Source organism: Alkalihalobacillus sp. BA299, assembly GCF_017745675.1.
GTDB lineage: Bacteria > Bacillota > Bacilli > Bacillales > Bacillaceae_F > Alkalihalobacterium.
The window spans coordinates 463,127-485,553 of record NZ_JAFLJM010000001.1 but is presented as its reverse complement, the minus strand read 5'-3'; the positions used below and the strand labels follow the sequence as shown (position 1 = coordinate 485,553).

Annotated in this window: 21 protein-coding genes and 1 riboswitch; of the genes, 8 read left to right on the top strand and 13 right to left on the bottom strand. The window is 34.4% G+C overall.

Translation table 11 applies throughout. The features are described 5' to 3' along the window. Nucleotides 1–25: 25 nt before the first annotated feature. Complete coding sequence (locus tag J0N78_RS02300) at nucleotides 26–418, bottom strand: thiol-disulfide oxidoreductase DCC family protein (RefSeq protein ID WP_209121371.1); 393 nt, start codon at nucleotides 416–418, stop codon at nucleotides 26–28. Between the two features lie 209 nt (nucleotides 419–627). On the opposite strand from J0N78_RS02300, the gene J0N78_RS02295 reads away from it, so the two are divergent. The 4 genes from J0N78_RS02295 to J0N78_RS02280 all read left to right on the top strand — a co-directional run bounded on the left by J0N78_RS02295 (nucleotide 628) and on the right by J0N78_RS02280 (nucleotide 4,162). Beyond that, nucleotides 628–1,362, top strand: coding sequence for a YqjF family protein (locus tag J0N78_RS02295; RefSeq protein WP_209121370.1), 735 nt, complete (start codon nucleotides 628–630; stop codon nucleotides 1,360–1,362). 126 nt (nucleotides 1,363–1,488) lie between these two features. Continuing rightward, nucleotides 1,489–2,259 (top strand): hypothetical protein, encoded by a 771-nt coding sequence (locus J0N78_RS02290; protein WP_209121369.1) that lies wholly within the window; start codon nucleotides 1,489–1,491, stop codon nucleotides 2,257–2,259. An 18-nt stretch (nucleotides 2,260–2,277) separates the two neighbouring features. Further along, nucleotides 2,278–2,739 (top strand): hypothetical protein, encoded by a 462-nt coding sequence (locus tag J0N78_RS02285; RefSeq protein WP_209121368.1) that lies wholly within the window; start codon nucleotides 2,278–2,280, stop codon nucleotides 2,737–2,739. A 22-nt stretch (nucleotides 2,740–2,761) separates the two neighbouring features. Beyond that, nucleotides 2,762–4,162 (top strand): FMN-binding glutamate synthase family protein, encoded by a 1,401-nt coding sequence (locus J0N78_RS02280; protein ID WP_209121367.1) that lies wholly within the window; start codon nucleotides 2,762–2,764, stop codon nucleotides 4,160–4,162. A gap of 47 nt (nucleotides 4,163–4,209) precedes the next feature. Here the strand turns inward: J0N78_RS02280 and J0N78_RS02275 are convergent, their stop codons facing one another. The 3 genes from J0N78_RS02275 to J0N78_RS02265 form a co-directional block, all read right to left on the bottom strand. Then, nucleotides 4,210–4,914 (bottom strand): sporulation protein, encoded by a 705-nt coding sequence (locus J0N78_RS02275; RefSeq protein ID WP_209121366.1) that lies wholly within the window; start codon nucleotides 4,912–4,914, stop codon nucleotides 4,210–4,212. 115 nt (nucleotides 4,915–5,029) lie between these two features. After that, the gene (locus J0N78_RS02270) at nucleotides 5,030–5,482 is read right to left on the bottom strand and encodes a hypothetical protein (RefSeq protein WP_209121365.1); all 453 of its coding nucleotides are present in this window, start codon (nucleotides 5,480–5,482) and stop codon (nucleotides 5,030–5,032) included. A gap of 169 nt (nucleotides 5,483–5,651) precedes the next feature. Continuing rightward, nucleotides 5,652–6,104, bottom strand: a complete 453-nt coding sequence (locus tag J0N78_RS02265) for a hypothetical protein (RefSeq protein ID WP_209121364.1) — start codon at nucleotides 6,102–6,104, stop codon at nucleotides 5,652–5,654. Between the two features lie 419 nt (nucleotides 6,105–6,523). Here J0N78_RS02265 and J0N78_RS02260 point away from each other — a divergent pair, with 419 nt between their 5' ends. Beyond that, nucleotides 6,524–6,691 (top strand): hypothetical protein, encoded by a 168-nt coding sequence (locus J0N78_RS02260; RefSeq protein ID WP_209121363.1) that lies wholly within the window; start codon nucleotides 6,524–6,526, stop codon nucleotides 6,689–6,691. A 131-nt stretch (nucleotides 6,692–6,822) separates the two neighbouring features. On the opposite strand, the gene J0N78_RS02255 is transcribed toward J0N78_RS02260, so the two are convergent. From J0N78_RS02255 to J0N78_RS26465, 3 genes are all read right to left on the bottom strand, one after another. Beyond that, nucleotides 6,823–8,655, bottom strand: coding sequence for a putative bifunctional diguanylate cyclase/phosphodiesterase (locus J0N78_RS02255; RefSeq protein ID WP_209121362.1), 1,833 nt, complete (start codon nucleotides 8,653–8,655; stop codon nucleotides 6,823–6,825). Between the two features lie 247 nt (nucleotides 8,656–8,902). After that, complete coding sequence (locus J0N78_RS02250) at nucleotides 8,903–9,373, bottom strand: RrF2 family transcriptional regulator (protein WP_209121361.1); 471 nt, start codon at nucleotides 9,371–9,373, stop codon at nucleotides 8,903–8,905. Nucleotides 9,374–9,795: 422 nt separating this feature from the next. Then, nucleotides 9,796–10,362 carry a CBO0543 family protein gene (locus J0N78_RS26465; protein ID WP_374193845.1) on the bottom strand — a complete coding sequence of 189 codons (567 nt, stop codon included), beginning with the start codon at nucleotides 10,360–10,362 and terminating at the stop codon, nucleotides 9,796–9,798. Between the two features lie 466 nt (nucleotides 10,363–10,828). Between J0N78_RS26465 and J0N78_RS02245 the strand changes: the two genes are divergently transcribed. Then, entirely contained in the window at nucleotides 10,829–11,857 is a 1,029-nt protein-coding gene (locus tag J0N78_RS02245; RefSeq protein WP_209121360.1) for an ion channel, read from the top strand. A gap of 59 nt (nucleotides 11,858–11,916) precedes the next feature. Here the strand turns inward: J0N78_RS02245 and J0N78_RS02240 are convergent, their stop codons facing one another. The 3 genes from J0N78_RS02240 to J0N78_RS02230 all read right to left on the bottom strand — a co-directional run bounded on the left by J0N78_RS02240 (nucleotide 11,917) and on the right by J0N78_RS02230 (nucleotide 15,758). Further along, complete coding sequence (locus J0N78_RS02240; protein ID WP_209121359.1) at nucleotides 11,917–13,263, bottom strand: TrkH family potassium uptake protein; 1,347 nt, start codon at nucleotides 13,261–13,263, stop codon at nucleotides 11,917–11,919. A 5-nt stretch (nucleotides 13,264–13,268) separates the two neighbouring features. Then, a complete protein-coding gene (locus tag J0N78_RS02235) occupies nucleotides 13,269–13,925 on the bottom strand; it encodes a potassium channel family protein (protein ID WP_209121358.1) in 657 nt (218 codons plus the stop codon). A gap of 176 nt (nucleotides 13,926–14,101) precedes the next feature. Next, a riboswitch (cyclic di-AMP (ydaO/yuaA leader) is annotated at nucleotides 14,102–14,243 on the bottom strand. Nucleotides 14,244–14,462: 219 nt separating this feature from the next. Next, nucleotides 14,463–15,758, bottom strand: a complete 1,296-nt coding sequence (locus J0N78_RS02230; RefSeq protein WP_307794889.1) for a Na+/H+ antiporter NhaC family protein — start codon at nucleotides 15,756–15,758, stop codon at nucleotides 14,463–14,465. Between the two features lie 306 nt (nucleotides 15,759–16,064). Here J0N78_RS02230 and J0N78_RS02225 point away from each other — a divergent pair, with 306 nt between their 5' ends. Beyond that, entirely contained in the window at nucleotides 16,065–17,456 is a 1,392-nt protein-coding gene (locus tag J0N78_RS02225) for a sensor histidine kinase (RefSeq protein WP_209121357.1), read from the top strand. Next, nucleotides 17,434–18,111: a response regulator transcription factor gene (locus J0N78_RS02220; protein WP_209121356.1), complete on the top strand. Its 678-nt coding sequence runs from the start codon at nucleotides 17,434–17,436 to the stop codon at nucleotides 18,109–18,111. Before J0N78_RS02225 ends, J0N78_RS02220 begins: the two co-directional genes overlap by 23 nt. A gap of 112 nt (nucleotides 18,112–18,223) precedes the next feature. Here J0N78_RS02220 and J0N78_RS02215 read toward each other — a convergent pair whose 3' ends face one another. The 3 genes from J0N78_RS02215 to J0N78_RS02205 all read right to left on the bottom strand — a co-directional run bounded on the left by J0N78_RS02215 (nucleotide 18,224) and on the right by J0N78_RS02205 (nucleotide 22,387). After that, nucleotides 18,224–19,765 carry a multicopper oxidase family protein gene (locus J0N78_RS02215; protein WP_209121355.1) on the bottom strand — a complete coding sequence of 514 codons (1,542 nt, stop codon included), beginning with the start codon at nucleotides 19,763–19,765 and terminating at the stop codon, nucleotides 18,224–18,226. A 140-nt stretch (nucleotides 19,766–19,905) separates the two neighbouring features. Continuing rightward, nucleotides 19,906–20,148, bottom strand: a complete 243-nt coding sequence (locus J0N78_RS02210; RefSeq protein ID WP_209121354.1) for a hypothetical protein — start codon at nucleotides 20,146–20,148, stop codon at nucleotides 19,906–19,908. Continuing rightward, nucleotides 20,135–22,387 (bottom strand): molybdopterin-dependent oxidoreductase, encoded by a 2,253-nt coding sequence (locus J0N78_RS02205; RefSeq protein WP_209121353.1) that lies wholly within the window; start codon nucleotides 22,385–22,387, stop codon nucleotides 20,135–20,137. Before J0N78_RS02205 ends, J0N78_RS02210 begins: the two co-directional genes overlap by 14 nt. Nucleotides 22,388–22,427 lie beyond the last annotated feature (40 nt).

The window sequence follows — 22,427 nt, the reverse complement described above, 5'->3', positions numbered from 1 at the left end:
ATTCGCGTCTACCGAATCCTTTCGTTTAATCTAGAAATCGTTTTCGTTCGTCTACTGTGGGGAGGATACAACTTTCCTTTTGACCAAACCATCGGTACCGATTTTTTGCAATCACGTGATAAATTAAGTCTCTAATTGGTGTAGGAATGATGCGGAATAAATAGAGAAATTTCCAAGCCCCATCTAAATGTAGAGACACCTTTAACGCCGCAGTAGATTTTAAATAGCACTTGTCAGAATCAATGTAAACAAAGCTATTTATGTTATGACTTAACCGATATTCATTTAATAACCTTTTGCCAACATCGCTTTGAAGTGAGGCAAACTTAAAATAGCCACAACGGTCCCTTTTTATTATAAATTGCACACTATAATTACAAAAATTACAAATACCATCATATAAAATGATCCCGCTCATTCTTCATTCAACTCCCTCAGCCTGCTCACGCTTCCATTCGACTATTCATATTATGCTCAGTTTAGCATAGCAGCTAATAATATTCTCGAGGAACGACGAGATCCTGTGAGAAAGATTTCCCATCAGTACAGATAGGAACTCTCAACTATTTTTATTTTAATAAGATAGTTAAAAATATAACTAACACTAAATTGAAAAGGGTGTTTTATTTGAATGTCCTAGATCACACGTTGCACCGACCATATCCTCTTCCTTCACGAAGGTCGTTTATAAAACAATATTGGTCCAATCTTTTTTTTGTTCATTGGCCTGTTTCTCATGACCAAATTCGCCAATTAGTTCCTAAAGCTTTAGAAATAGATACATATCAAGGTAAGGCATGGATTGGTATCGTTCACTTTATCCTTAATGGAATTTTTCCTAAAGGAAGACATAACAAATCCATAATACCACCATTTCTAGAACTCAATATACGAACGTACGTTACATATAAAGGGAAGCCAGGGGTTTATTTTATTCGAATTCATGCGGATAGTTGGCTGGCAAGTAAATTAGCAAAAGTTTGGTATGCTCTACCCTACTATTACCACCCGATCTCGATGGTTATAGATAATATGACATTTGCTTTGTTTGTAAAAAATACAAACGGTTTTGGAAATTATAAAGGAATTTATACTGTCGAGGATTACCATTTTCATCCGAATGAAGGTGATTTAGAGCATTGGTTAACAGAGAGGTATTGTCTCTTTAATACGAATAAAAATATGACAAAGATTTATTGTGTAAATATTCATCACCTCCCTTGGTTATTACAACCTGTTACTTTAAAAGAGTGGGAAAATAATTTGATCCATGCCCAAGACTTTGACTTTTCAGCTCACCCGCCTCTTGTTCACTTTTCAAAAAGGGTTGAGGCATTGATTTGGAATAAGGTAAAAACTTAAAGGCTGTTCCCCTCCCTTTTAAGGAACATATAATGAAAGTAAGCTCTAATGATTATAAGGATACAACCTAGGTGCTAAGGGAATACTAGATTAACAAACATTTAGTAGTTAAAGGGTGGACATAAAGTGTATGATTTTTATTCAAGGAGGAATCACCAGGAAATCATTGGTTATATTAGTCCGCACATGATTAATAGTGTTAACTTGAAAAATCCTTTAGTTGTTGTTTGGTGGTCTTGTGCTTTCACTGGTTTTGGACATTTTCTTTTAGGAAATTATGGAGTAGGACTGATTTTATTAATTCATGAATTAATAATTAATAATTTGATGGGATTAAATAGAGCTTTATTCTATTCTTTTATCGGTGATTTTGAAAACGCTAAACAAACTCTTGATTTAAAATGGTCCTTAGCATATGTACCACCGTATATATTTGGGATTTGGGATAGCTATCAACGAGCCGTTCTGCTCAATGAAGACTATTTGATTGCATGGAAAAAAGGTTATGAAATCATTAGCAGGGGTAACTCGGCTATAAACTTTAACAGGTTAGATATTAAAAATCCCATCGCAGCTGTATTTTGGACCTATATTTCTCCGGCAGCTGGCCATATTTATATTAACAGAACACTAATGGTCGTTTTCGTTCCGTTCTTTGTGCTGACCGTATATTTTTCTAACTTACTACCAGCTATCCACTATTCCTTGGTAGGTAATATCAATTTAGCAAAATCAATAATAGACCCGCAATGGGTATTATTTCTCCCATCGATCTATGGATTTTTAGCTTATGATGTCTATTTACATACTCTAGAATACAATCAATTATATAAAAAATACCAGAACATTGATTTGAAAAGAAAGTATCAACATAGGAATTTTCCTTGGCCATTTTGAAAGGAAGGTCAGCAAATCATGTATGTTATTGCATCTTTTAAACAAGATAAGAATTTAGAGAGAGCACTAGCAGAGTTAGAATACAACGGTTTTAGCAATCAAAGAATTTTAGCCCTGCCATTAGATACAAGAACCGAACAAATTCATTACATTTCCAATCAAAAAAAATTATTTCTATTCACACCAATATTCGGTACAATATTGTCACTTTTTGGAATTATTTATGGCTTTGTTTTTGTTTGGGGACCTATTTTTTGGGGATTAATAGGAATTGCTCTAGGACTTGGGATTGGATTTACCATTGATTTCTTGAGTGCTAAGAAATCTAAGCAAAAATATAATCAGGAACAGATTTTCACAGAAGTTTTTTTAATGATCCATTGTAGCAAAGATCAGGTTGGAAAAGTAAAGGACATTCTTTGGAGTTGGTATTCGCTTGGGGTTACAACGTACGAAAACAAAAAAGAGATGCCATATTAAGTAGAAAAGGATGAAATTAGTGATGAACTGGACTGAATTCATCATAAGTACCATTATTGAAATAATAGTTGTATTTGTTATGTTTTTTCTATTTCTTTTAATTTTTACAAGGCCGCTCATTAAATGGGTAATGAGAATCACAATTAAAAGATTATATTCCAAAGAGTATAAGGAAAATATTTGGGAAGTGATTACGGCTTCAACGAGAACGGATCCTATCACAATTGTTGAAAATAGTTTGCGGTCCCATTTTGGTCAAATCATCAAAAGACCTTTTGGAACTCCACGTAAATTTATTAATTTTGATGGTCTTGTTTTCTCTCCTGCTCAATTACACCGGCTTCCAACACATAGAACTAACGCAGTAAATATGAAGGTAACGATAGGACCGAATGCAAAAAAACCACTAGTGATCGATATTCCTCTTTTGTCAGCTCCAATGGGTTATGGTGTAGCCTTAAGTAAAAAGGTGAAAAGGGCAATTGCTAAAGCAACAGCTGCTGTTGGAACAGCCGCTAATAGTGGACAAGGGCTTTTTTTACCTGAAGAAAGAGAATTTGCAAAGTATTTTATCCTGCAATATACACCTTGTAGTTGGTCAAAAGATCCTGAAGTTCTAAGACAAGCTGATGCCATTGAAATTTATATTGGTCAAGGTGCAAATGCTGCGTCTCCCCTATATGTTGCGCCTAAGGACTTAACTGGGAAAATAAGAGAAAAATTCAGGTTATCTCCCAATGAAACATTAGTTATCCCTTCTAATAGTGAAGAAATGATCCAACCTGAAGACCTAAAGGAATTGGTGAACGACCTAAGAGAAATTACCGCGGGCATTCCAATTGGAATAAAAATATGTCCCTGTGCAGAATTAGAGGCCGATTTAGAAATTGCCATAAAAGCAAATGTTGATTTTATTAGCTTAGATGGTGGTCAAGCTGGCTCTAGTGGTGGCGCACCGATATTTGAGGATGACTTTTCCCTCCCTACTATTTATGCATTATCACGTGCAGTACAATATCTTAATAAACGAGGCTTAAAGGATAAAATTAGCTTGTTGATAGGAGGAGGTTTTAATACGCCAGGAGAATGTTTAAAGGCACTCGCTTTAGGTGCTAATGCTGTTTATATGGGCACTGCATTAATTTGGTCGATGACACATGACCAAATTTCAAAAACAATGCCATGGGAACCACCGACTCAACTTATTTATTATTCAGGCAAAATGAAAAATAAATTTGATGAAAATCTAGCGACTCATTACTTAATCAATTTTTTAAATTCTTGTGTAAAAGAAATGAAAGAAGCTATTCGTGCACTTGGAAAGACATCTATTCAAGAAGTGAATGCTGAAGATTTGGTCGCTCTTGATGAAATAACGAGTAATATAACTAAAGTACGTTTAGCCTATGAAAAAAAAAGATGAGATGTCAATGTTGTCGTGAATACACAAATGCTATAGCGTGATAAAGATTAATGTGATGTCCCTTTTTTACTAATTACCAGTATATTTTGTAGTTGCTTACTTACCTCTTCCTCTCTCTTAATCGGAAAACAGTGGACTTGATCGTTTTCGTTAATATAAATCTCGATATTCTCTTCGTTACCAATAAAATGTATCTTGTCTCCATATTTATTGATTAATTGAAACGTTTGTTTATAGTGACTTGGATTTTTTGCGGTTGGTGGCTTTTGTCTACAAAACCCACTAGTCCATTCATGAGTAAAACCGTGTAACGTTAGTAACCTTAAAATATCATCAATAAACGGGTCTATAATCGTAAGTTTATTCTTACTGATTGGACAGTTAAAGAAATTTATTTCTAGTTCGGTTTGCATGTAAATTTTCTGTTCGTTGAAAGTGATTGGAGTATAGTATGGTAATGTAAATGAGAATGGAATTACTTTCAATTCATGTGGAGGAATAACGAAAGGAGCATCTATTTTTATTTGTAATATATCCTCTTTAAATTCTCGAAAATCGGTCATTTCATCATAATATTTATTAAACTCTAAATCGATTTGGATATTAATTTCTGAAATGTGTTGTTCTGCTTTTCCACCATAAATATGAACTTCACCATTCACTTCCTTCCCCCGTTCAATTTTATTATCATAAAGGAAGGTTTCGACTTTCGCTGATCCAATCCCAATGCTTGAAAAAAATTTCTCAAACATATATTTCTCCTCCATAAAATTTGCTTATGCTATAACTTATGCAGGAGTAGTAAAAAATTCTTATGTTTTCTTTACGGCCAAGCAGTTTGTAAGCTAGGTAGAAGTAAAGTATTTTCTAACCTTGAACCGAAATTATGATTTTTTTTATTAAAAAACCTAGGGCTAAACCGGGTGCAACCGCTAGGATAGGAAGCCATACTGGGCCAAATAATATATCAAATAATTTGACTTTCACAGAAAAAATCGTTCCTAAAGTAACAAAAAATGCAGCAAAAACAAGTGGAAGAAAAGAATAAGGGTCTTTTCCACCACCGGCATCTTTATACGCATCCCACATGGCAAAAAAATAAAGACAGGGATAAAATAGAAGCCATTGATAATCCGTACGTTCAATAGCTGTTTCAATTTCCCCGAGAAAGCTGAGCATAATGATTTCATTAAAATTTGATTGAATATTCACAAGAAATTCTAAAAAAATGAATAATATACCTTTGAGATACCTTTTGTTTAATAATTGAGCAAAACCAGGAAGGGCAATACTCCAAAATATCGCTTCAGATTTTTTCATTTAGTACACTGCCTTTGTTATGTAATTTTATATCAAAGTACAGTTATTATTGCCTTGTTATTACAAAATATGTAAATTATGTATTGTACTCCTAAAGTGGACAATCACTTAGTCTATAATAAAAAAAATAGCTCCTCAATCAATGTAATTGTGAGGAGCGAAACATTTATTACTCTACTTCAATTGTTTTTGGTCTTATTTCTCCAACTTTAATATCTGCTTTAATGTAATTTTCTCTTTCTGTTGGTGAATCTGCAAGACGTCGTAACATGACGAGTTGGCCAATATGTGTCATCGCATCAGCTAATGGACCTTGTAAAAGCTGTTCATTTGTTGCCTTCATGGGTAATTGCTGCGCAATCACGTGGTCTAATTTTTCTACTAAATGATAAAATCTATCTACCTCTTCCTCCCACTCACCAACAGATTTTTTTCTTTCGGCGTCGACAAACCAAGAGTATGCTAAAGTAAGTACATCAGAAGTATGAGATAAAATTTCTACTGGAGTACGTACCCCTTTTCCTGCCTGGAAATTATGAAAATGGTTCGGTGCATTCTTAATTGCTATTGTTGCTCGAAAAGATAAAGTTGCAAGATAGTGCCTAAATAAATGAGATTCCATTAAAACATCTCTCCTTTTAATTTACCTAATATTTGTACAATTTCTACGTTTTTAAGTTTACAATGTATAGTTGTGTTTCGTCTATAATACACCTTACATTCTTTTTGCATTTGTTTTAATTAAGTTGTTTTCGTAAACTTTGTTGCTATTGGACCGTTTTTTGAACATAAATCAGCCCTAATGGACAAATTCATTTGTCCATCTGGCTGATTTATGTTCAAAGGCTTCACGCCAAAGCGTGAAGAACCAAGCTTTCGCTTGGTTAACGGTCCAATAGCTAAAAGCAACAATCTTTTAGAAAAGAGCCTTTAATTAATAAAATACTGCTTAAAATTGAATAATAATCAGTAATTATAAGGCTTTCAACATTAAGATTATTAAGATATAATAATTATAATGCATCTAGAGAGGGTGATAAGATGAAAAAAAGTATGTTTTCTAGTGGTGAACAAGTGGTAATTAAAGCGTCGGATGAAATTGTAACCATCTCTAAATGTCAATATGTAAAAAACATGAAAAGATACTCTTACACAGTTAAAGAACTTCCAACAACCTTCTTCTTTGAAGAAGAATTATCGAAAAGGTAATATCAAAATTTCTAAAGATAATATTGCACCTAATGATTGGGTGCTTTTTTGCTGTGTACTTGTGGAAACAATGAACATAAGAAAGGAGAGCCCTCTTTACAGCTCTACCCCATTGTAATCTTTTTTCAAACTTATACTTGTTTCTTCATTAATAACTTCTCTACTTCATCTGCTGGAAGGGGGGAGCTATAAAAAAAACCTTGACCATAATGACAGCCATTTTGGATTAAAAATTCAGCTTGTTGCTCCGTCTCAATTCCTTCCGCAATTAATGCGAAATTTAAATTTTTTCCCATCTCTATGATCGTTTTTACTAATAAAGCAGTATTCACATTTGTTAGTATTTCATTAATAAATGATTGATCAATCTTTACATAGTCGATAGGTAATTTATTTAGTACACTTAAAGAAGAGTAACCTGTCCCAAAATCATCTATCGAAATTTTTACTCCAATGCTTTTAATTTCTTGGATAATTACGGAAGATTCTGCGATATTTTGCATGACGCTTTCTGTAATTTCTAACCCAAGAAACTCAGGCTTTAAATGTGTTTTGTGAAGAGTTTCTTTTACTTGATCTAAAAATGAATCTTCAAACTGTACTGCTGAAACATTTACATTTATTTTAACTTTGATACCTTTAGATTGCCACTTTTTGTTTTGAGTACATGCTTTCTGTAGTACCCATGTACCGATTGGAATGATCATCCCTATTTCTTCAGCAATAGGGATGAATTCATATGGTGGTACAAACCCTAACTCGGGATGCTCCCATCTAAGTAAAGCTTCGACTCCATAAATCTTTCTTGTGCTTAATTCAATTTTCGGTTGATAATATAATTTGAACTCATCATTATCTATTGCCTTCTTTAATCCGCGTTCTAATTTTATTTTCCGATCAACAATACTTTCTTTTTCATGGATATAAAATTGATAGTTATTTTTCCCTCGTTTTTTAGCCAAGTACATCGCTTGATCAGCATGCTTTGTAAGAGTTTCTGCATCTTGTCCATCATAGGGATAAATGCTTATTCCGATACTTGGTGAAGTGAAAAACTCCTCGTTCTCTTGTAATATAAAAGAAGCAGTAAAAGCTTGGATGATTCTTTCGGCTATTTCTTTTGATTGGGAAGCTGTTATATTCTCTAATAAAATTATAAATTCATCGCCACCTAAGCGAACGACAATATCAGCTTCACGAACACTATTTACTAAACGTTTACTAACTTGAATTAATAAATCATCGCCAGCTTTATGTCCTAACGTATCATTAATAAATTTAAACCTGTCTAAATCAATAAACATGACTGCTAGTTGTTGATTATTTCGCTTCGCACGAGCTAAAGCTTTTTCCATATGATCATTGTATGTATATCGATTAGGTAAACCCGTTAACATATCATGATATGCCATATGGTGAATTTTTTCTTCTGCTTCTTTACGTGAAGTAATATCTCTTACCACACATACGATTCCGTTTGCTTTACTAATAATAGAAAGAGAAAGTTGTTGTGGGAAGTGCTCACCGTTCTTTCTAACACCAATAATTTCACCTGTCCATGCACCATTTGTTATTAATAGGGGTATAACATTTTCATTTATCCAATCACTAGTTTTGGGATCATACAAATCTCTCCAAGTTTTATGAAATAACTCTCTTCTAGTGTATCCATAAATATTTGCATGAGCGTTATTGATGTATTCAAATTCTCCTTCAACATTTAAAATAGCCATTCCATCCATCGATGATTCCATCGCTAAAGCAAATTTATTTAATTCTTTTTGCTGAAATTGCACTTTATCGTATTGCGTGCCCATCCACCAAGCAATAATTATTAATGTAATGGTCATCACTGTTTCAAAATAAGGGAAATGATCATTCATATATAGATAATGATGGATTAAAAACAAACTACATAAAATGATTATAATGAAAATAGTGAATATTCTTCCTCGGTATTTCATAAAACTGTCCTCCAATAAACCTACAATACAAGCGTACGATCCTTTGAATACTTATTATTCCCATATGATTAAGAAATTTACTTTTATACAAAAAATTTCAACAATTATCTTGATTTATCAATGTGATATTTAAAAATCATGAAAACCTAATAATACGGGGTCTTTATGTTTTACAAGTAAAATTGGATTAAAGGGGACGAGAAGCTGTCGCAGCTATAGTGTCGCTTTTATAAAATACTCCGACCTTTCATTCAGCGTTATTATTTTTTCTGTTACTCCAAAGGCTATTTAGAAGTTCTTCCTTTTCTCTTACTCTATTTTCTACTAAATCATCTAACGTGATATTCTCTAAAACATGAGCAACTGTATCTCTAACAAGCCCCCATAAAGGTTTAAGTGAACAATTGCCTTCTAAACTACAAGGTTCATAAGAAGTAACACTGACACAGGACATCGGTGCTAATGGTCCTTCAATTTTTCGGATGACATCTCCAATACAAATTTCGCTAGGTTTTTGCTTTAATCGATATCCACCACCAAAGCCTCTCCGACTTGAAATATATCCTAACTGTTTGAGTTGAACAAGAATTTTTTCTAAATAAGGCGTTGGTACATCTGTTATAGAACTAATTTCAATAACTGTCATCACCTTCCCTACATTTTGGCCAAGAGTAATTAATGCCCGTAATGAATACTCACCTTTGCTTGAAATTTTCATGTTACACCTCTTATTTAATAATTTTATACTCTATAGTTTTCTCTTATACTTTAAACAAACAAATCCGATTAGTTTAGTTGTGATTAGTAATAAAAAAAAGCCAATGCCTCAGTGATGTTGAAGCATTAGCCTTTGGTTTTTCCAATCAGCTCATTAATATTAAAAGGCTCAAAGATTGTTGCTTTTAGCTTTTGGACCGTAAGCCAAGCGGGTGCTTGGCTCTTCACGCATAGCGTGAAGGTTTTGAAAATAAGATAGCCGTTCAGACAAATGAATTTGTCTTAGAAAGGCTATTTTATTTTTAAAAAACGGTCCAAAAGCAACAAAGTTTACGAAAACAGCCTATTAAAAAAATTATTTTATTATATATTATACTATTCAAACTAAACCTAGTTGTCAAGTATGATTAACTCATAGTAAAGCTATTCAAATGGGGAAAATTTATCTTTTTTTATAAGAAAAAAAATTGGCCCTTTTAACAGTCTTGTCTTTAAAGGGACTTTAAATTTTAAGATACAAACAATTAGAAAGATAATTGATAAAACCCAACTAGGTAGTGGCTTTTTCGTATGTAAGTAACTTAGCATATACATTTTTAAGTAGATTAGCCCTGAGTAGTATATGTTCCATCCATGTTTAAACTTTATCATCTTCTGCTTTACTGCAAAATATTCAAATAGTGATGAGATGAATGTCCACTTTATTAGGTGTACGATTTTTTTTGAAAATGATCTTGGAAAACTAGATAAATAAGCAAGAACTAAAAGTGGTGTAATTAAAAAAATATGTAAAGCTCTTAAAAGTCTCCAATGAAAGCCATAGGGTGGAAACTCCCATAGCAAATACCTTTTACAGATGTAGTAATAAAAAGAATTAAAAAAACTAACATATCCTAAACTTTTATAGTATTTAGGAATATCTCTCCATGTTCTCCCAATAATCGTTAGTAATAATATCGGCAGTAGTAATAATAATTGTTTTTGTTTCATATTAATCGCCTCAAATATAATGTATGTTGGTTATTCTGCCTCTTTTATTTACAATATATGTAATTTTTGTATTTTAAATACATAATCACTCGAATCATCTATTTACTATTAGTTATCGCCTTTATCTTTTAATAACAAGCGACGACGTTCTTACACCCGTTAAATTTACATACCGTTCTAATTTCCAACAGTTTAATGACCTATTAGAAGAAAAGTACCCTACACGTATGAGTGAAAAGTGTTTCAATAGAGCAGTAATAGAAAAGCTCGACGACAAGTAGTTATTACATGGGTGCATGTAATAACTACTTTTTCGTATTGTTAAGCGGTCTAATATGATGAGTCGCTCTTTTTAGTTTTTTTTGTTTATACTTTTGTTTCGTAATTTATTTCATACTAAGTGTCAAGTCTTTCATATTCATCGGACAAAAAGGGAACAATTGTAGTGAAAGGAAGGTTTTATACGATGTTAATGATATTTGAGTTAATGAGGGTCGTTGTAAAAATTAGAAAGCTTCCCCTTCTAATATTTACTGTCATTTTTTTAATTAGCAGCTCCTTTATCATTCATTGGCTAGAACCCGAAACGTTCCCAACTCCCTTTATTGGATTCTGGTATGTTATGACGACTGTGACGACAACAGGTTATGGAGATTTTGTCCCCGAAACAACAGTAGGGAAACTTTTTGGGTTACTTCTTTATTTTTTTGGTATAGGGTTAATAGGTATTGTGATTGGTAATATCGTTGAAGGGTTTGGGATTTACAGAAAGCTAAAGGAGGAAGGCAAATTGAAGTTTAAGGGGTATGGACATTATGTCATCATTGGCTGGTCAAATAAAGCACAACATGCGATGAATGAAATCCTCGCTATTGATGACGACTCAAGATTTGTAGTCATCGACCTTCTACCCAAAACCCCTCATGAACATGAAAAATTATTCTTTATCCAAGGTGATCCAACTGATAAAGAAATATTGGAAAAAGCAAATGTCCTTCATGCAAAAGCAGTTTTAATTTTTACTAAAGACAATGTTATGGATCCCATTGCGGCAGATGGAAAATCACTTATTATTGTTTCCTCAATTGAAAGCTATGCAAAGGAAATGAAGAAGGAGGTCTATACGCTTGTTGAAATCTTAAAAGAAAAGCATGTTCCTACTTTTGAACATGCGAATGTCGATGAATTTATCCTCGCTGATGAAGCATTGTCGGATTTAATGGCTAAATCAGCTGTACATAAAGGTTCTGGAAAACTCGTAATGAAACTTTTAAGTCGTAAAAGCGGGGTAGATTTATGGAAAATTAATAGACATTATAAATGGAAGACATATAATGATGCTTTCGAAGATTTAAAAAAAATTGGTGCAAATTTAATATCAGATCGAAATGACTTTAATATCCTAACCAAACTAGGAGAACCGATTCCTTTAGAAGCTGAACTCTATGTCATATGTAATAAAGAAACGTACAAAAAATTAAAACATAAGCAATAAATGGTGATAGGTTCCTTTAATACGATACTGCTTTAAAGGAGCATATCACCAAATTATAATTACCCTGTAAAAACCTCTTCGTCTGGGTATCGAACATTCGATTTTTTCGGTCTTGCCAATGTGAATGCAAGAGTTAAAGGGCCAATGCGACCGATAAACATCATGACAATAATAACTTGCTTCCCGACAATTGTTAGATCTCCTGTTATTCCCATAGAGAGTCCAACTGTTCCAAATGCAGAAAAAACTTCAAAGACCACCATTAAGAATGGAGCATTCTCTGTAATCGTCAGAATAAATAAAGTAATAAATATAAACAAAATACTGATGACGATAATTGCAAGTGCTCTAATTTTCGTTTGCTGTTTAATCGTACGTTCGAAAACAACGGTTTCATTTCTTCCTCTTAAAAAAGTAATCGTTGCTAAAATCATTACTAAAAAAGTCGTTAATTTAATTCCACTCCCTGTAGAAGCACTTCCAGCTCCGATAAACATCAGTAACAAAATTAATAAAATTGAAGCGGTTGTCATATCACCAATTTCTAGTGTATTAAATCCAGCAGTTCTTGGTGTAACCGCTTGGAAGTATGCTCCCCATAATTTATCCGAAAGAGGTAGGCTTCCAAGTGTCGCAGGATTTCCATATTCCAAAACAAATATGACGAACATGACAATGATATTCGTAACAAAGGTACCGACAATCATCAGCTTGGAATGGAGCGTTAGTTTACGGAAATTCTTTTTATCCCATAAGTCTGCTAGAACCGTAAAACCAATCCCGCCTGTAACAAATAATCCAGTAATCACAAGGTTTATAATTGGATCACCTACATAACCAGACAGGCTGTCTGACCATAGGGAGAAACCGGCATTATTAAATGCTGAAATTGTATGAAATAAACTTTGATACATCCCTTCCTGCCAACCAAACTCTGGAACCCATCTAATCGATAGAATAATAAAAGCAATACTTTCTAAAATAAGTGTGAATATAACAAGAATTTTGATTAACCGTACTAATCCGCCTAATGACGTTTGATTAAATGCTTCTTGTATCAAAATCCGCTGTTGCAAGCCAATTTTCTTACCTAGCATCATAATAATAAGAACGGCAAACGTCATTAAGCCAAGACCCCCAAGTTGAATGAGACACATGATGATCACTTGACCAAACACCGTGAAATCTGTTCCTGTATCAACAACGACCAACCCTGTAACTGTAATCGCCGACGTTGCTGTAAATAACGCGTCAATCCAAGTAATATGGATTGTTGTAGAGGTAGGTAATTTTAATAAAAGGGTTCCAATCACAATAAAGACTAAAAAACTTAACGCTAAAATTTGCGGTGGGCTGAGATTAATTACCTTCCCTCGCAGATGACTTGAGGAGAATAACTTGGACATCTCATTTACATCCCCTCTTCTTCAAATCTCTTCAAGTCATTCTTGTGGCCAATTACAATTAAAATATCTCTAATTTCAATCAAGTCAGAAGGAAAAGGTGAAATGTTAATATCTTTTCCACGTTTTATGGCTAGGATCGTACAACCAAATTTTGCCCGTACATCTAACTGTGCAAGCGATTTTCCTGCCACTTTATCCGTTGCTATTAATTCAACAATACTATATTCATCCGACAATTCAATATAATCAATGATTTTTTCAGAGACGATATGCTGCGCGATCCGAATTCCCATATCTTGTTCAGGATGAACAATTCGGTCAGCTCCTATTTTTTCGAGAACTCGGTGGTGGTAATAATTTACTGCTTTCACCCAAACATTTTTTACGCCCATTTCTTTAAGGATTAATGTACAAAGAATGCTTGACTGAATATTATCACCAATGGCGACGATCACGAAATCAAAATTCCGAATGCCAAGGGACTGAAGCGCATTCTCATCCGTTCCGCTAGCAATTACACTATGTGTGGAATATTCCGTCATGTTATTTACTCTTTCTTCATTAGTATCAATAGCAAGGACGTCATGCCCTAATTTGTATAATTCCTTACAAACGCTACTGCCAAATCTGCCAAGTCCAATTACTGAAAATTGCTTTTTCATCTTTTCTCCATTCTCCTTTGACCACGTACCATCAATAGAAAAACATAATTTATCACCAAGTCAGTGAAAAACAATATTTTTCCTTCACTTTAATCCTGAAAAGAAGGAGATCATAAAGTATAAAAAAGACCATTACAAATAGAATGGTCTTTGGCTCATCCATAGACCCTTCTCTCGAGAAAGAAAAGTAACGCTTACGAGGTTAGCTGTCGGATTAGGGACTGAGAGTATCCCCTCTTAATAATTAAGATTCACCCCAAGACATATTATTATGCCAAAATGGTTCCCCCGCTCGTATCGATTCAGCGAATAAAAGGTACTTGGTTATCATTTTATCGTTATTATGGAGATTAATTTACTCCTCTCTTCTTTATTTGTCAATAAGTTTTTTCTTGAATTTAGTGCTACTAATTTAAAAATTGATGAATATAGAGAGGTGTAAACATGGCTATTCAACCACCACTGTTACAAAGTGGAGATACAATTGGATTAGTTACACGCAGCAGCCCTATTGCTTTAATTGATGACTTAAAATGACTATGAAGCATTGTTATTAATTACTTTATTTTTTTGTATTTTCTGTTTTTGTTGCTTTATTCCAGATACAATTATTGTAATTATTGGTAATGCCCATAAGAAAATAGTGTATGGTAAATAAGATAAAATGGGTACGCCTATGATTGTACTACACATAATTGCTAATACACTCCATGGGATCATACCTGGAAACAACATTGTAGAATCAGCCATAACTCTAGTTAACTCTTCTTTTGTTTGCTTATTGCTCCAATGAGGTAAAAACGTTCGACCTGTTAAAATAATAGGTAATGTTTGATTTGCTGCAATTAAAGATATACTAAACGTAGCAATAATCGTTTTAAATGTATCTTCTGCTAGTGTCTTTGATTTTTGCAGCCAGTTATCTAATAAAGGTTGAATAATCTGAAACTCTTCTAATAATCCATTATAGGCACCAGCAAGTATAAGGAACATTAAAAGTAAATACATGTTCACCAATCCTCCACCCATACCTTCGACACCAAACATTAAAAATTGAGAAAGCTCTATAAGAGATAATCCATTTCCCATTGAAATTATGCTAGCTGTTACGATACTTATTAAGAAGGCATAAATTATTCCTACTCGTAAGATAACAATGGTAATTAACATAAGTGGTGGTAAAAATTTAGTGAAGGATAATTGTTCCCAGCTAAACGCTGTAATGTAGTCAATGTTCACTTCCTTTAAATAATCTAATACACCATAAAAAACGATTCCGATTAAAATCGCTAATATTGTTGTTTTAATCATAGACTTAAATTGTTTTATTACAGTAACTTCGACCGTATGTGATAACAATTGATGAGAACTTGAAAATGGTGACGTACGGTCACCCACAAATGCCCCAGAAACTAAAGCACCAGCAACAATTTCTGGTGACATATTAATAGCCAATGCACTGCTCATAATCGGAATACCAACTGCACTCAAAGTTCCTACTGACGTACCTAATACCATAGAAAAAAACATCGCAATAATAAAACTGAATAAAAAAAAGTGTTCCGGTGTAATGACATGTAGTGAAATCGCTACTAATTGATCTATTGTACCTGACAAATACCAGGAAGGTAGTACGAAACTAACAAGGAGTAACATGAAGACAACCATCTGTGTTTTCTTTATTCCCTTTTTACATACATTCCCTATCGTTTTAAAAGGGACTCCTTTTTGTTTAACTAAAATGACCAAATAAATAAATCCTGGTAAAAAACCAATAATCAACGGTTTAGAGAAACTTACTGACATTAATACTCCAAGTAGAGTAAATAAAATTAAACGAAATATCTGTATTTTCGTGAATCGATATAAACTCAGTTTGTATTCCTCCTAAAAATTTAATCTATGTTGTAATTTTATCATACATTAATCCTCAAACCCTTGAAGTGGGAGTCTTAGCGCCACTTAAACGGGATAAAAATTAAAACGAAAGGGTCTGACCCCTTTCTATCTGAAATTACTCTTTGTACATCCCATTATTTTAATGTATTACTGTGCAAATATAAAGGTTTGTAACTTACTGCATATTTTCTCCACAATTTGTGAATATACTATCCTTATTAATGAAATAGGTGATCCGATATGAAATTTTCTATTAAATTAGGACTTTGGTTCTTTATATGTATACTAATAATTGAAACCGCTTCAATGTTGTATTTACACAATAATGTTGTGGATTCACTGGTAAACGAAGAGTTGAATTCATTGCAAGCTAGAGGAAATAGTCATCGCGATGTATTAGAAATATCATTTCATAACGATACACTACAACACATCAGTTTAATGGAAGCACAAACTGATACAGACGTCATTATCACAAAGTTCAACGGAGATATTTTAGAGTCTTCGATTATGGTCGACGCTGGTATTCAATCCATGCTTCATAAAAAGCTAAATGATGTAGCTAGGAATGGATACATTATACAACCAGATTGGAAAAAGCAAAATTATATTGCAACTGTTTCGCCATATGATGATGGTACTGGAAATCAAGGATATGTTTACATGCTGAAAAGTAATAATCACATTCAAGCATTTATTACAAAGTTAAACCATCATTTCTTGTTGGCTATTTTCCTTATTTTCTTTTTTTTGCTCGTTACAATTTATCTTTTACTAAAGGTATTAACAAAACCTCTTATTTCAATGAAAGAAGCCACAAAAAAACTAAGTAGTGGTGATTTTTCTGTATCTTTGCCTGTTAAATCCAAGGATGAAATTGGAGAACTATCGCATTCTATACAATTACTTGCGAATGATTTAAATTATTTAAAAAAAGAACGAAATGAATTTTTGGCATGTATTTCACATGAATTGAGAACGCCATTAACTTATATCAAAGGTTATGCGAATATTGGAAGAAGGAAAACGTTAGAAGAATCAGAACGAATGAAATACTTGGATATTATTTACGAGGAATCAGAATATGTTCAACAATTATTACAAGAACTTTTTGACCTAGCAAAAATAGATCAAAACATGTTTACGATTCAAAGAGAAGAAGTTAACATAAAAGACTTTTTAACTTCGATCTATGAGAAAGCTCGCCCTGTTTTTCATAATCAAGGTAGCAAAATACAATTTATATGCTCGACGGACCGGGTAGTTGAGATTGATCCAAGGCGCTTTGAGCAAGTGATATTAAACCTATTGGATAATGTACTTAAGTATTCACCTGCAAATACGACGACCACAATCAAAGCCCAAAATCTCAACAACGAAATTTTTATCTCTATTCAGGACCAAGGAAAAGGGATTCCCAGTGAGGATTTACCTCATATTTTCAATCGATTATATCGCGTCGACAAATCCCGCTCTAGATTAACCGGCGGCTTTGGGTTAGGTTTGGCTATTGTAAAAGAAATTGTTGAAGCCCACAGCGGTGAAATTACAGTCGAAAGTACAGTGGGAGTAGGAACATGTTTTACAATTCGATTAAAGGAGATTGACGATGAAGACAGTACTTTTAGTTGATGATGAAAAAAGAATGCTTGACCTCTTAGACTTATATATCACACCCTATGGCTACCGATGTATTAAAAAAGATTCAGGTAGTGAAGCGATTAATTTTTTAAAAAATAACAATGTACATATTATTCTTCTTGATATTATGATGCCTGATATGGATGGTTGGAAGACCCTTGAAAAAATACAAGAATTTTCAAATGTCCCGATTATAATGTTGACAGCAAGAAATGATAAGGGTGATATTGTGAAAGGATTAAAAAATGGAGCTGATGATTATGTATCAAAGCCCTTTGACGAAGAAGAATTACTAGCTAGAATCGAAGCGGTTATTCGTCGTACACAAGGACAAACGGGTGAAGGGCCACTAACTTTTCTTGATTTAACGCTTAATCAAACGACATTTGAAGTTCATTATCAAAACAAGAAAATTCCAATGACACCTAAAGAATTCGCTCTACTTGAATTGTTTTTAATGTATCAAAATAAAGTTTTTTCTAGAGAGCATCTATTATCTAGTATATGGGGCGTTAAAGTCGATACTGAGGATCGAACGATTGATTCTCATATTAGAAACCTTAGAGAAAAACTCCGTAACTCTGGCTTTCCAATCGAAGAACATTTAAAGACTGTTTGGGGAATTGGCTATAAGTGGAGTTCATAATTAAAATCTTTATAGCGAAATTGAATAATTTTTTAAAAGTTAAGTTAGTATGTGACAAAAAAGGGAACGTTCAAGCAAATGGAACGCTCCTCTTTTTTACTTTTTTATTATATTATTCTGGTTGATTGGGAATGTTGGGGTCAACCTTGAAATTTGGCTCATACCCTTTATAAATAACTTCAGCGACCATACCGCCATTTGCATGATGAAATTCATGGCAATGGAACATCCAAATTCCTGGGTTCTTCGCTTCAAATACAATTTCATAAGTTTCATCTGGTTGTAAATTTAATGTGTCTTTTTTAATAGAAGAACCTTTGATCGGTTCACCATTTTTAGATTGGACATAGAAAAATTCTCCATGAAGGTGCATGGGATGGTCCACTTCCGTTTCATTCGTAATTGTAAATTTGACGACATCCCCGTCTTCTACTTCATATATTTCGTGTTTTGGAAACTGTTTATCATTAATTGTAAACGTTTCTCCTCCATCATTTGTCCCTAAAGCCATCTCGTAATTTTTCGTAATCTCTCCAACTGTTATATCATTAGGTTTACCATACTCTGTAAAGTCGAAATAGGTAGAGAAAGTACTCATCTCCAATTCGTTATCTTCAAAGCCTGAATAAACAATTGGAACGAATGCTTGTAGATTCGATTGATTTTCTTCAGCGAACACTTCAATTCCCCAAGCACCAGGCTGATCCATTTCAATCTCAACTTCATATCGTTCTGCAGGAGCAATTCTAAATGCAGTTTCTGAGATCGACTCTGGCTCATTGACTTCTTGCCCATCGTAATGTGTAATCTTAAATGAATGACCTGGTATAGAAACCACTTGTGTAAATAAGCCTGCATTTAAGAAACGTAATTTAATTTTATCACCTTCTTGTACTTCAATCGGAGCAATTGCTGGTGTCGTTTTCCCGTTAATCACCATCGTGTCGTACATCATGTTCATCATTTCTGAGTGGGACATGCCATCGGTTTCCGTGTCACCATGCATTTCGTGACCTCCGCCGTGACCACCGTGACCGCCGTGAGCACCATGGTTCATTTCATTTTGGTTCATATCCATTTCTTCCACCATAGTCGACCATTCATCAATCACAATCAATTCATCTACATCATAATCAGGCTGATTCTTTGGCTCTACAATAAATACACCATATAGCCCATTATCAACTTGGACTGCTCCATTTTGATGCGAATGGTACCAATACGTCCCTGGCACATCAGCTGTATATTCATAGGTAAACTCTTCACCTTGCATGATTGCATTTTGTGTCACACCTGGAACCCCATCCATCTCATTTGGAACAGGGAACCCATGAAGGTGAACAGCTGTTGGTACGGATAAAAAATTTTTTACATTCAATACGACTTCATCGCCTTCTTGAACACGGATTTCCTGTCCTGGCAAACTACCGTTATATGTCCAAGCATCAAACATCAATTCATCATTAAACATCCAATGAGATTCTTTTACTTCCAGGTTAAAAACCTTTTTACCTTCTTCTTCTATTTTCACTACTTCTACAGCATTATTGCTTTCATTTTTACCATGGTCCATGCTTGAATGGTCTGCGGCATTATTACTACATGCCGCTAATAGAACCACTAATGCAGTAATTAATAAAAATTTAATGTTCATAACTATCACCTCAAATATTTACTCAAAAAAGATTACTATAAAAATATAACAAGAAAATATCGAGAAAATATGGAGAAGGATTAGTTTGAAAAATTAGACACAAAATGGTAGAGATTATGAAAAGAATAGAGCAGTAGGCATTATAATATAGGTGATAACAAACGGGAAATTGATTCTTTAAATCTGATAAACCTAGACCGCCCTTCATACATCGCATCATTATTAATCAAATGCATGTAAATTAAATCTTTGTATTGTTCAGTTGTAGCATCATCATATATAAATTCAGAATATTTTATTTGATCAATTTGTTCAGCAATTATCCGATCAATCCCTATTTTCTTTGCACTTTCGGAATCAAATAACCCCCTATACTTTCTCAATCGATACAGGCACACCATTAAGTACAGCGTTTCCTGAGATTTTATCTATTACTTGCTCATCTGTTAAAATATTAACATTTGTTCCTGCGTGTTTTTTAGCTACCTTAAGCCGGGTTCCTGGAAGGTTATGGCCCCATCCATGGGGAAGACTAACGGTCCCAGGCATAACATCCTCTGTCATATGAATAGGTACTACTATCTGTCCAGTACGTGATTGTACCAAAACCCTATGTTCGTTAATAAGGTCCAGCCGCCGTGCATCGTCTGGATGAATCCAAAGTGTGCAGCGCTCTTCTCCCTTAACAAGCACTGGGAGATTGTGCATCCAGGAGTTATTGCTCCGCAGATCTCTTCGTCCTACTAAAAGTAGGTTATCAGGAAGTGTTTTTATCGTTTCCCGAAGACGATCGACATCTTCAACTAATAAGGATGGAGCTAGCTCAATTTTCCCTGAAGATGTTTGTAGAATATCTTTAATTCTTGGATGAAGAGCCCCTAAATCCAATCCGTGGGGGTGATCCTCAAGGACGGATAAACTTAGCCCATCAGGATTTCCACCAAAATGATCTCCATATGGGCCCACACGTAAATAGAAGTCCAGTAACCGTTCTGGTCCGCTTCTATCTTTCAAAAAGTCTAGAATTTCATAAACGTCCTTGCCATAAATAGGGGAATTTTGGTTCTTAATCTCATGTTTTATTAATTCCTTTATCGTAAAGTCATCCAAGGTTTTCCTTTGATCCCCTTCGATTACTTGCTCGTTGACTGCGGCAGTTAAGTGAAGGAGAATTTCCCATTCGTCCATTTTCTCTCTTGGCAAATCAAAAACTGGGGGAGAATAATGAGCAATATTTCGAATGGCAAGACTATAAAAGGTGATATCATAGTGTGATTTCTCTAGTGGTGAAGGTACGGGTAAAATCACATGGGCATTTCGTGTCGTTTCATTTAAATAGCAGTCTATACTGACCATAAAGTCCACTTTTTCCAAGGCATCGTTTAACCTTTGGCTATTTGGTGCAGAAAGTGCAGGATTGCCAGCAATAGATATGAATGCTTTTACCTGTCCAGGTCCGGGATTTTCTATTTCTTCCGCTAGGCTGGACACTGGAAGTTCTCCTAGAACCTCCGGCAAATTTCTTATATTTGTTTGATAACGGTTATATCGTGGTTTACGGACTCTTTTGGAGAGTGCGCGTCTTGTCGCAGGATTCGGAAACATAACACCACCTTCACAGTCCAAATTGCCAGTTAAGACATTGATTACATCGATAAGCCAGCTATTCATCGTACCAAAAAGCTGTGTACATGTACCCATTCTTCCATATACGATTGCCTTCTGAGCTTTTGCTAAATCTTGCGCGAGACGGCGAATGGTTTCTGCTGGGATACCGCATTTAGATGATACGACTTCTGGAGGGAAATCCTTCGATAGGAATTTCATTTTTTCCAATCCATTAATTAGGTCGCCTAGCTTTCCTAGATTCACCAAATTTTCATCAAATAGTGTATAGATAACACCAAATAGGAACAATGCATCCGTGCCTGGGCGAATAAAATGATGTTCGTTCGCTTGTTTTGCTGTAACGGTACGAACTGGATCGAGAACAACTAGCTTGCCTCCACGTTCCTTAAGTGCCTTTATTCGCCCTCTCATATTAGGTGCTGTCATTAAACTACCATTGGAAGCCAGCGGATTAGCTCCAATCATTAATAGATAATCGGTATGATCGATATCTGGGATGGGAAGATTTGCATCACTTCCAAACATGATTTCAGATGAAAGCTGTTTTGGTATCTGATCGAGAGTGCTTGCAGAAAAGATGCTTCTGCTCCCTAACGTACGCAGGAACATAGGCATAAATAACATCAGTCCTAAATTATGGACAGTCGGGTTTCCTAAATAAACTGCGACCGCATCATTTCCATTTTCTTCAATTATCGGACGAAGCTTCATCCTAATTTCTGAGAAGGCTTCCTCCCAAGATACTTCCTGCCAGTCCTGTCCCCGACGGATCATCGGTTTTTGAAGCCGATCAGGATCTGAATGCAGTTCTTTTACACTATATCCTTTAGGACATAAATATCCACGGCTAAAAGGATCGAGTTTATCCCCTTTAATGTGAACCACTTCCCGATCTTGAGTATGAATTTCCAAGCCGCAAGTAGCCTCACATAATGGACATGTTCGATATCTAATATTTATGGGATTACTTGTTTTTCTAATATCATTTTTCATAAACAATCACTTCCCCTCATTTTGCACATGTCTTCGCACT